Consider the following 10,161-nt stretch of genomic DNA (forward strand, 5'->3'; position numbering starts at 1 on the left):
TTCTTTTATGATGAGTGCAAACGTGCAATTACTTCAGACCCTTTCCAATAAAGCGCTACATAAGCAGGTTCTACTGCTGGCGATCCCCATGGTTCTATCGAACATAACCGTACCTTTACTCGGCTTAGTTGATGCGGCGGTTATTGGCCACCTTGAACATGCTTGGTATCTGGGCGGAGTTGCGCTTGGCAGTACCATGATCAGTGTGACTTTCTGGCTACTGGGTTTTTTGCGGATGTCGACCACCGGGCTGGCGGCGCAATCGTATGGTGCTCAAAGTGGTAAACAACTCGGTTTAGTGTTCACTCAGGGTGTCTCAATGGCATTGGGTTTTGCACTGCTGTTTCTCCTATTTCATCAACCGATTGCCAATCTGGTATTTTCGCTGAGCAGTGCGAGTGATGAAGTCAAATTTTATGGTGAGCAGTATTTTGCCATTCGTGCTTGGAGCGCTCCTGCTGCCTTAGTTAACTTTGTCTTATTGGGCTGGTTGCTAGGGACGCAGAACGCACGTGCACCGATGTGGATGGTGATCATTGCAAACGTCACCAACATAGTTCTCGATGTACTGTTTGTGATTGGCTTTGGCTGGAAAGTGGAAGGTGCCGCACTGGCGTCGGTGATTGCTGATTATAGTGGTATGAGCTTTGGCCTATGGTGTGTTTGGCGTACGTGGCATAAAAGCCATTTACCCTCGATTGCTTCGTTGCTGAAAGACACCACCCATGGATTAAGCCGTTTCGTAAAGCTTAACCGTGATATTTTCCTGCGGTCTTTGTGCCTGCAAGCGACCTTTACGTTTATGACGTTCCAGGGCGCAAGCTTTGGCGATGATATTGTGGCTGCCAATGCGGTATTAATGAGTTTTCTGATGATCATTTCCTACGGCATGGACGGATTTGCCTATGCGATGGAGGCGATGGTTGGTAAAGCGATAGGCGCTAAGGATAAGCAACAGCTCAGCGCGTCATTGGTGGGAACTTTCTTTTGGAGTCTGATAATCTGTTTGGGGTTAACGGCTGTGTTTGCTTTCGCCGGATCGTCCTTGATCAGTCTGATCACCGACATCCCGAAAGTGCACGATACAGCACTGATATACCTTCCTTGGTTGATGGCGATGCCTTTAGTCTCAATGTGGTGCTTCTTATTGGATGGCATATTCATTGGGGCAACGAAAGGGAGAGAAATGCGCAATAGCATGTTTTTCGCAATGTGCACTTTCTTTGGGGTATTTTTCGCCTTGGCCAGTTTCGGTAACCATGCATTGTGGCTGGCTATGTTGAGTTTTATGGGGATGCGTGGTGTGACACTGGCGGTGATTTTTTATCAGCAGTGGCGTAAACAACAATTTTTGACTGCTTAACAAAAAGCCGCAGCGATGACTGCGGCTTTTTTATTGCTCGACTTAGAATAAGCGATTGAGGCCATTCAGCGCCGCTACGCGGTACGCTTCGGCCATGGTCGGATAGTTAAATGTGGTATTGACGAAGTATTCAATCGTATTGGCTTCGCCTTTTTGTTCCATAATCGCTTGTCCGATATGGATGATTTCCGCGGCACGCTCACCAAAGCAGTGAATACCAAGGATTTCTTTGGTTTCACGGTGGAAGAGAATCTTCAAGCTGCCGATGTCTTTACCTGCAATCTGAGCACGGGCTAAGTGCTTAAATGAAGAACGACCAACTTCATAAGGGACTTTTGCTGCCGTTAGCTCTTGCTCTGTCTTACCTACAGAACTGATTTCTGGAATGGTATAAATACCGGTTGGGATGTCTTCAATCAGATTGCCATCGGCTTGGCCTTTATTGATCGCCTGTGCCACGTATCGGCCTTGGTCATAAGCCGCACTAGCTAGGCTAGGGTAGCCAATAACATCGCCGACTGCGTAAATATGGTCGACTTCCGTCTGGTAGTTACTGTCAACGGTGAGCTGGCCACGAGAGTCGGCATTTAAACCCACAGCCGATAGGTTGAGTTTGTCGGTGTTACCCGTGCGGCCGTTGGCGTAAAGAATACAATCGGCGCGCATTTTCTTACCTGATTCGAGATGGATAATGACGCCATCTTCGGTGCCTTCAATTTTCTCGTAAGTTTCGTCGTTACGGATCACAACACCGCTGTTCCAGAAGTGATAAGACAAGGCGTCTGAGACTTCATTATCAAGGAAAGACAGCAGTCGGTCTCGAGTGTTGATTAAGTCCGTTTTTACGCCCAAACCACGGAAGATAGACGCATACTCACAACCGATCACGCCGGCACCATAAATAATGATATGACGAGGGTCGTGTTTCAGGCTGAGAATAGAATCGCTGTCATAGATACGTTCATGTAGGAAGTCGACATCAGCTGGCTGGTATGGGCGTGAGCCTGTTGCAATCACAAATCGATCAGCGCTGTACAGCTCCTCTGTGCCGTCTGCTTGAGTGACGGCAATGGTGTACTTGTCCGTAAAGCGCGCAGTACCGAAAATCAAAGAACATTGATTACGATCGTAGAAGCTTTGTCTCAGGCGAGTCTGCTTATCAATCACTGATTTAGCGTGGCCCAAGATATTGGAGAACGTAGAGTGCAAGCTGGTGTTGTTATGGCAAAACAGCGGGTTATTGTTGAATTCAATGATGCGACTGACCGCATGACGCAGCGCTTTTGAAGGGATGGTTCCCCAGTGGGTACAACCGCCACCGACGCTGCTCTCTTTTTCCACTATGGCGACATTGAGTCCCGCTTTGGTTAGCCCCATCGCTGCCCCTTCACCGCCAGGGCCACTACCAATAACGATCACGTCAAAGTGGTTACTTTCCGCCATAACTTTTCCTTTGTTATATTGTCTTAACATTGCTTTAGCGAGATTTTAACTGATTTCACGATAGAGCACACGGTCAGCGCACTAGAGAGTGGAAGCGATCACGCAGAATGTTTCATATCTGGTATTTGCGCGGTGATAGGTCTCTAAACCAGCGTTAAGTGATTGAAAAAGAAATCAGGCTGAGTTTAATTGTCACGCGGTAGTCAAAGGTTACGATTTTGGCTTATGTCCTTAAGGTAATCGTTGTATATTAACTGCTACTAAACCAATAAATAGAAAACAGATGAAATCCATGGGAATCCGTGCACAGCAAAAAGAAAAAACGCGTCGTTCATTAATTGATGCTGCGTTTAGCCAGCTTAGCGCTGACCGAAGCTTTTCGAACTTGAGTTTACGAGAAGTTGCCCGGGAAGCAGGGATTGCTCCAACCTCATTTTATCGCCATTTCAAAGATATGGATGAGCTGGGGTTGACCATGGTTGACGAAGGCGGCTTGCTGCTTCGTCAGTTGATGCGCCAGGCGCGACAGCGAATCGTCAAAGAGGGGAGTGTGATTCGCACTTCTATCGAGACGTTTATGGAGTTCATTGAAAGCAACCCCAATGTGTTTCGACTATTATTGCGAGAACGTTCGGGAACATCGTTTGACTTTCGTACCGCTGTGGCGAGAGAGATTCAGCATTTTGCCGCTGAACTGACCGAGTATTTGATCAGCACAGGAATGACGCGTGATGAAGCCTATACCCAGGCTGAAGCTTCCGTCACCTTAGTGTTTAGCTCAGGTGCAGAAGCACTGGATTTGAATCGACGCGAGCGAGATGAGCTTGCGGAACGATTGATTATGCAATTGCGAATGATAGCCAAAGGGGCTTTATGGTATCGCAAAGAACGTGAACGTAACCGTAACCGATTAAAAGGTGGGATTGATTAATGTCGAATGAAGTAAACCAAGTTAATCGTGGTTCTGAGAAGAAGACGCTCGTACTTGCATTGATTGCTGGTATGTGTGGAGACGCATTGTTGTCATGGCTGACAATGAGCGAAGTTTCTTTCTCTATTTTTCCACTGATTGCGCTTGTACTGTCTGTGCAGGCGCTGTACCAAGAATATCTACGTAACCCTGTCTCCGAAGACATTCCGCTGGTTGGTCTAGCGTGTTTCTTCGTTGGCGCCTTTGGTCACTCTGCTTTTGTCAAAGCGCAGCACCCGGATGCGGGGTCTAACTTCTTTGCCATCATAGTGTCGCTGTTGCTATTACTATGGATTGGTAAGAAACTGGGTTTTATGAACCGCTCCGCTAGCGCTGAGTAGTCTGACTCCAAATATAAAAAACGAGCCAAATGGCTCGTTTTTTTGTGTTCTCTTATCAAGCTATGCTTTGCGTTCCAGTAGGACACCCGCTTCCATATGGTGGGTATAAGGGAACTGATCAAACAGAGCAAAACGCGTGATGTTGTGTGTTTCGCTTAATACATCAAGGTTGTCCTTGAGCGTCTCTGGGTTACAGGAGATGTAAAGGATACGTTCATAGCCCTGCACCATCTTACATGTATCGATATCCATGCCTGAGCGAGGAGGATCGACAAAAATCGTGTTGCAGTTGTAACTCTTCAAATCGACGCCCGCGTCTTTTAAGCGGCGGAATTCACGTTTGCCTTCAATAGCCTGAGTAAACTCTTCCGCGGATAGGCGTAGGATCTGAACGTTATCAATGTTATTGGCCGCAATATTGTACTGCGCAGACTCAACGGACGGTTTTGCCAGTTCGGTTGCCAGTACTCGGTTAAAGTTCTGCGCGAGTGCCAGTGAGAAGTTACCGTTACCACAGTAAAGCTCCAGCAAATCGCCTTGGCTTTCGTTGGTACAGTCGATTGCCCACTCCAGCATTTTTTCAGCTACTTTGCCGTTAGGCTGCGTAAAGCTATTCTCGACTTGTTGGTAAACGTACGGTTTGCCATTGACGTCGAGCTTTTCAATCACGTAGTCGCGATCGAGAACAATCTTCATTTTACGTGCACGACCGATCAGGTTCAGGTTGAATCCTTCATCGTTCAGACGTTGCTTGAGCGCTTTTGCGTTCTTCGTCCACTCATCGTCCAATTGACGGTGGTATAGCAGAGACACCAGAATCTCACCGCTCAGTGTTGATAGAAAATCCACTTGGAACAGTTTACGACGTAGAGAGTCGTTGTCTTTCATTGCATCAATCAGCAATGGCATTAGATCGTTGATCAAACGGCTCGCCGCAGGGAACTGGTCAACACGGTATTTTTCACGCGTTTCCTGATTGAACATGATGTAGTAAAGGTCATCCCCTTCATGCCAAACACGGAACTCAGCGCGCATACGATAATGTTGCTCTGGAGACTCAAACACTTCCAGTTCTGGAACGTGGTACGGAGCAAACATCTCATTAATACGTTCGACCTTTTCCGCCAGTTGTTCTTGGTAGCGCTGTGGATTTACTTCAAGAGTCGCCATGTTTATTACCTTCAAGTGCTGAGTGCGTTTGTTTTAGGAGCGCAGATTTTATTCAATATCTGCGACATGTCCAGCTTTGTCACTCTCCTGTGATCAATATAGTGTGTAAACCCGTTATCAGGCATTAGTGATAAAGCGGCTGGTTATATAAAAGCACAATATTGGCTGGACAAAGGAATGATAGCTGAATAACATTTGCGCCTAGCTGGTGCTATCTAGCAGTATAGATGGCTGAAAAGGGAATCTGGTGTGAATCCAGAACTGACGCGCAGCGGTAAAAGAGAACGAACACTCAACAGACACTGCATAGAGGACTATGTGGGAAGTCGAGTTAGTAGGTGGTGCAAACTGAGCTCTTAAGTCCGAATACCTGCCAGCAGCTGAGCCAATCACTGGAAGCAAGTGCTCCAAGCTCGGTAGGATTTACGCGATTTAGGATTATAAAAATGAACCGTTCTATTCTGGCGATAGCAGTGGCATCGCTACTTCCTCACGCCTCCCTTTCATACGCCCAAGAAGCCTCAGCTGATGAGACTATGGTGGTTTTAGCTCGAAGTGATTTCAATAATTCAATTGAAGATATACCAGCTAATGTAACTATTATCAGTTCAGAAGATATCGCTGCAAGTGGAGCTAAAAGCCTAGATACCTTGTTGCGTGCTCGAGCTGGCATTCAAATCTCTGATACCAACAGTGGCCCTGCATTTGCGATTAGAGGCTTCACTGGAGGTCAAGCTGCCAACAATACTTTGATTTTGGTTGACGGTCGTCGCTTGAATAAACAAGACCTGTCAGCTCCTCAAGTAAGCTCTATATTAATTTCTCAAATTGAGAGGATTGAAGTTTTGTCCGGCAGTGCTGGTGTGTTGTACGGTGACCAAGCTGTAGGTGGTGTAATCAACATCATTACAAAAGGTGCTTCTGAGGACGGTGGTAGTGTGTCAGTGAGTGCGGGTAGTTTTGATTCTTATGCTGGTAGTGTGAATGTCTCAAGAAAACTTGATGAACAGTGGTCGCTTTTCGTTAGTGCTAGCCAAGATAATACCGATAACTATAGAGACCATAACAAGCGTGAAACCGGGTCTTTGTTAGGACGTATCGGCTATGAACTAGATAAGACGGAGTTTTTTGCAGAAGCAAGTTACTATGACAATAATAGAGAATATGCTGGTTCGTTAACCGAAGAGCAATATGAACAAGACCCAACTCAAGTTAATCCATCAAATCAAACCGACTATTCTCATGAGATAACGAAAGCGCTTCGTGCTGGGTATAAGCGAAGCTTAACAGACACTTGGTTGTTTGGGACTGATGTTATCTATGACAATACGTCGGGATCAGGCTCTGCGTGGGGGAGTTCAACAACAAGCTCAAGTAAACAATTAGTAGGCTCAGTTAAGGTTGAAAATCAATTTTCCAATCAGTCTGGTCAAGGAAATGTTCTGATTGGGTTAGAAGCGGCTGATCGTGACCACTCCTATAAATCTTCCTCTACCAATAGGGCTAACGAACAGCTTACCTACAGTGCTTATGGGCAAGTCAGTTATCCTCTAGTACCTAGATTATCTTTAACGACGGGAGCACGTTATAGTTCAGTTGAAGACAAACTTTTCGATGGTGCAGTTTATCCGAATACTGAAAAACTTTCAGAAAGCCAAGATGCTTATGAGTTAGGTTTGAATTTCAAAATTAGCGAGACTCAGAGGCTTTACCTACGAGGGGAAACTAATTTTAGATTTGCTAAGATTGATGAGCAAGCATACACATCTCCAGGTGTGTTAGGTTTGAAGCCACAAACTGGTAATTCTATAGAGGCAGGTTGGGGACTCACAGAAGATGACTACAGTGTAAAGATTGATGTTTACAACTTGCAACTTGAAGATGAAATCGTTTTTGATAGTAGTGCACCAACACCTATAGGGGGGAGCTTTGCTGGCGCCAATGTCAATGCGGATGAATCTGAGCGAAATGGTATAAATGTTAGCGGTGACTACTATGTCACTGAAAGTGTGCTCCTAGGTATTGAGTACAGTTTCATTAACGCCGAGTTCTCAAGTGGTGACAATAAAGGAAAGGAGCTACCTTGGGTTTCGCCTCACAGTGGTAGGGCGTATGTCACCTATGATGTCAATTATAATTGGCAATTCTACGTTGAAGGTGTTTATACGGGTACGAGATATAAGGATGGTGACACCTCAAACAGTGTAGAAAAGCTATCGGCATATTGGCTAAATAATATCGCTATTAATTACACACAAGATGTTTGGTCAGCTAGCTTACGCTTAGATAATGCATTTGATGAAAAGTATCCTGCTAATGCGAATAACTATGGTGCATATTACCCTGGTGATGGTCGTAAAGTAATGATTACGGGCTCTTATCAATTCTAATATCTTGAAACCGCCTTTGGGCGGTTTTTTCTTATCTATAGGCAGTAACAATGAAAAAGAACGTCATTATCAGTTGGTCGAGCGGAAAGGATTCGACCCTCACTTTAGAAAGGCTAGTCGATAGTGAACACTACAATGTTGTTGGTCTTTACACCACTTACGTAAAAGATGAAGTCCCATTCCAAGCGACTCCTGTTGAAGTGCTCGACATGCAAGCGGTCTTACTTGGATTACCTCTAATAAAAATCGAAATGCCGGAAACATTTCCACCAAATGACATCTATCAGTCGACCATCATTGATGCACTAAAGAGCAGCGATCTCGATATTCAGGCCGTGGCTTTTGGTGATATGTTCTGCAATGGTATCGAAGCCTATCGCCGTAGCTATATTGAACCCGCTGGTTGGGAGTGTGTTTTTCCACTCATTGGACAAAACAGCCAAGACCTTGCGAATGAAATCTTAGAGCGAGGTATTAAAACCTTAGTTGTGACAACGGATGGCCAGGCACTTGACCCTGCGTATTGCGGGCGATGGTATGACCGAGCATTCATTGATTCACTACCGAGTGTTGTAGACCCATGCGGTGAAGACGGTGAGTTTCATACGCTAGTCACGCAAACTCGTAGCTATAAAGGCAAGATTGAGTTGAGTTTAACCACCCTTGACATCGGAGAGCGTTTCTCTCATCAACGTTACCAAGCGAAGATATTGCCAAACTGATTTGTGTGAGTATGATTGCCACATCGAAATGTGTGGGTATATCAAGTGTCACTACAATCAAAAGTACTAATTTTTGACTCTGGGGTCGGTGGGCTTTCTGTTTTCCAAGAGATAGAAAAAAAGCTCCCTCAACTTGATTATATATACCTGTTTGATAACGCCGCCTATCCCTACGGTGAGTTGGATCATGAAACGTTAGTTTCTCGAGTGGAAGCATTGGTTTCGCAGTATGTCGCTGATCACCAAGTGGATTTGGTTGTGATTGCATGTAATACCGCAAGCACCATTGTATTACCTTCATTGAGAACTTTGCTCTCCATTCCGGTTGTCGGCGTCGTACCTGCGATTAAACCAGCATCTAATTTAGCGAATAAAGCGGTCGGACTGATAGCAACACCGGCGACGGTGACACGTCAGTACACGCAGGAATTGATTCGCGACTTCTCGCAAAGTAAACCCGTTGAGCTGTTAGGCTCTACTCGACTGGTCGACATGGCAGAAGAAAAACTTCGTGGTACCCCTGTCTCAACTCAAGAGCTAACGGCAGTACTATCTCCCATGATAGGTAAAGTCGATGTTGCCGTATTAGGGTGCACACACTTCCCTCTCATTAAAGAAGAAATTCAGTCGGTGCTGAGTGAGCAGGTTGTGCTGGTGGACTCTGGTGAGGCGATTGCGCGTCGAGTACAAGAATTGTTGAACCTTGAGGACAAGAAAGAAGGAAAAGGTCTGAGGGAAATTTTTTCAACGGCTCCCCCTTATGCAGAAGGAGCGTTGAATAGAGCATTACAAAACTTAGGCTTTAGTCCTGTTCAGCTTGAGATTTTGGATCATTAGCGATACGTACCTTTAATGTACGCTGCATATAATCCTTTTCATTTAGTCCTTCTATAGCACCAGCAGCATCCGTTGCTGCCATGACAACAAAACCAAATCCTCGTCTTTTACCTGTGCGTTTATCTTTCATCAGGCGGACGGCAAAAACTTCACCATGCTTGGCAAACAATTCCTTCACATGGGATTCATTTGCTTTGTAAGGAAGGTTGCCGACATAAAGGGTCTTGGTCGCGGGTTCATTAACGGTTGCTGGCTCAGTTGTGGTGTTTGAAAATTTAAAAACAAAAGCAGAAGCAAAAACACCGATAACAAAGCTGAGCGCAGGAGAAATAGCAACCTGCGAAAAGATGATTCCACCTAAAACCGCTAAGGCGAGAATCATTAAGGTCGATTTATTAGAACTCATATTTGAATACAACTTCGTAGTTTAAGAAAAAAGTGTCTAGGTATTAACAAAATAGACACACGGATCTTACGTATATGGTTGTTGTTTTTCCAACCTATTGATGTGACGTGACTCAAATGTTGAAATTTTATTCTATTTCTGGCGTTTTGATTTGTTTTTAACCGAACGAAAAATAAATTCAAAAAAACACTTGTCATCCTTTCTGAGCTCCCTATAATGCCGCCTCACCGACACGGAGTGAGACGAAAGTCACAAACCGAAATCGGAATTGAAAGAGGAAAGAAAGTTAAATAAAACGCTTGACTCTTAAAATGGGAAGCGTAAGATACGCACCCCTAACGACGAGGCGCTAAAGCGCAACGGAAGTTAGAAAAGCTCTTTAACAATATAAACCTATCAATCTGTGTGGGCACTCGTTGATGATAATCCAATTAGAAACTTCGGTTTCAAATTAGGTTTCAATGAAACGAAGTGACCATTGAATCTTCGGATTCAGCACAGTCAATTCAAACATTACTT

9 protein-coding genes and 1 riboswitch are annotated in these 10,161 nt (G+C 45.0%); of the genes, 6 read left to right on the forward strand and 3 right to left on the reverse strand.

The features are described 5' to 3' along the window. Positions 1–7 precede the first annotated feature (7 nt). Positions 8–1,363 carry an MATE family efflux transporter DinF gene (dinF, locus tag QMA41_RS24530; RefSeq protein ID WP_281630812.1) on the forward strand — a complete coding sequence of 452 codons (1,356 nt, stop codon included), beginning with the start codon at positions 8–10 and terminating at the stop codon, positions 1,361–1,363. A 42-nt stretch (positions 1,364–1,405) separates the two neighbouring features. On the opposite strand, the gene sthA is transcribed toward dinF, so the two are convergent. Then, positions 1,406–2,836 (reverse strand): Si-specific NAD(P)(+) transhydrogenase, encoded by a 1,431-nt coding sequence (gene sthA / locus QMA41_RS24535; protein WP_281630813.1) that lies wholly within the window; start codon positions 2,834–2,836, stop codon positions 1,406–1,408. Positions 2,837–3,089: 253 nt separating this feature from the next. Here sthA and fabR point away from each other — a divergent pair, with 253 nt between their 5' ends. Both fabR and QMA41_RS24545 read left to right on the forward strand, forming a co-directional pair. Beyond that, positions 3,090–3,737 carry an HTH-type transcriptional repressor FabR gene (gene fabR / locus QMA41_RS24540; protein WP_006957289.1) on the forward strand — a complete coding sequence of 216 codons (648 nt, stop codon included), beginning with the start codon at positions 3,090–3,092 and terminating at the stop codon, positions 3,735–3,737. Beyond that, the gene (locus QMA41_RS24545) at positions 3,737–4,117 is read left to right on the forward strand and encodes a YijD family membrane protein (RefSeq protein WP_006957287.1); all 381 of its coding nucleotides are present in this window, start codon (positions 3,737–3,739) and stop codon (positions 4,115–4,117) included. Before fabR ends, QMA41_RS24545 begins: the two co-directional genes overlap by 1 nt. Before the next feature lie 60 nt (positions 4,118–4,177). Here the strand turns inward: QMA41_RS24545 and trmA are convergent, their stop codons facing one another. Further along, a complete protein-coding gene (trmA, locus tag QMA41_RS24550; RefSeq protein ID WP_281630814.1) occupies positions 4,178–5,287 on the reverse strand; it encodes a tRNA (uridine(54)-C5)-methyltransferase TrmA in 1,110 nt (369 codons plus the stop codon). A gap of 189 nt (positions 5,288–5,476) precedes the next feature. After that, positions 5,477–5,680, forward strand: a riboswitch (cobalamin riboswitch). A gap of 53 nt (positions 5,681–5,733) precedes the next feature. Between trmA and QMA41_RS24555 the strand changes: the two genes are divergently transcribed. Genes QMA41_RS24555 through murI form a run of 3 tightly spaced genes read left to right on the forward strand, consistent with a single transcriptional unit; the run spans position 5,734 to position 9,236 of the window. Continuing rightward, positions 5,734–7,677 carry a TonB-dependent receptor gene (locus QMA41_RS24555; RefSeq protein ID WP_281630815.1) on the forward strand — a complete coding sequence of 648 codons (1,944 nt, stop codon included), beginning with the start codon at positions 5,734–5,736 and terminating at the stop codon, positions 7,675–7,677. A gap of 50 nt (positions 7,678–7,727) precedes the next feature. Further along, the gene (locus tag QMA41_RS24560; protein ID WP_281630816.1) at positions 7,728–8,399 is read left to right on the forward strand and encodes an adenine nucleotide alpha hydrolase; all 672 of its coding nucleotides are present in this window, start codon (positions 7,728–7,730) and stop codon (positions 8,397–8,399) included. 45 nt (positions 8,400–8,444) lie between these two features. Further along, positions 8,445–9,236 (forward strand): glutamate racemase, encoded by a 792-nt coding sequence (murI, locus tag QMA41_RS24565; RefSeq protein ID WP_281630817.1) that lies wholly within the window; start codon positions 8,445–8,447, stop codon positions 9,234–9,236. Here the strand turns inward: murI and QMA41_RS24570 are convergent. Continuing rightward, positions 9,202–9,642: an RNA-binding protein gene (locus QMA41_RS24570; RefSeq protein WP_029235943.1), complete on the reverse strand. Its 441-nt coding sequence runs from the start codon at positions 9,640–9,642 to the stop codon at positions 9,202–9,204. The two genes, murI and QMA41_RS24570, sit on opposite strands and share 35 nt — an antisense overlap. Between the last annotated feature and the right edge of the window lie 519 nt (positions 9,643–10,161).

The sequence above is a fragment of the Vibrio sp. St2 genome, assembly GCF_947311885.1.
GTDB classification, from domain to species: Bacteria; Pseudomonadota; Gammaproteobacteria; order Enterobacterales; family Vibrionaceae; genus Vibrio; species Vibrio coralliilyticus.

Bases quoted from the DNA above. Each gene is read 5' to 3' on its own strand.
- dinF (WP_281630812.1), top strand. From the start codon at position 8: ATGATGAGTGCAAACGTGCAATTACTTCAGACCCTTTCCAATAAAGCG.
- sthA (WP_281630813.1), bottom strand. From the start codon at position 2,836: ATGTTAAGACAATATAACAAAGGAAAAGTTATGGCGGAAAGTAACCAC.
- fabR (WP_006957289.1), top strand. From the start codon at position 3,090: ATGAAATCCATGGGAATCCGTGCACAGCAAAAAGAAAAAACGCGTCGT.
- QMA41_RS24545 (WP_006957287.1), top strand. From the start codon at position 3,737: ATGTCGAATGAAGTAAACCAAGTTAATCGTGGTTCTGAGAAGAAGACG.
- trmA (WP_281630814.1), bottom strand. From the start codon at position 5,287: ATGGCGACTCTTGAAGTAAATCCACAGCGCTACCAAGAACAACTGGCG.
- QMA41_RS24555 (WP_281630815.1), top strand. From the start codon at position 5,734: ATGAACCGTTCTATTCTGGCGATAGCAGTGGCATCGCTACTTCCTCAC.
- QMA41_RS24560 (WP_281630816.1), top strand. From the start codon at position 7,728: ATGAAAAAGAACGTCATTATCAGTTGGTCGAGCGGAAAGGATTCGACC.
- QMA41_RS24570 (WP_029235943.1), bottom strand. From the start codon at position 9,642: ATGAGTTCTAATAAATCGACCTTAATGATTCTCGCCTTAGCGGTTTTA.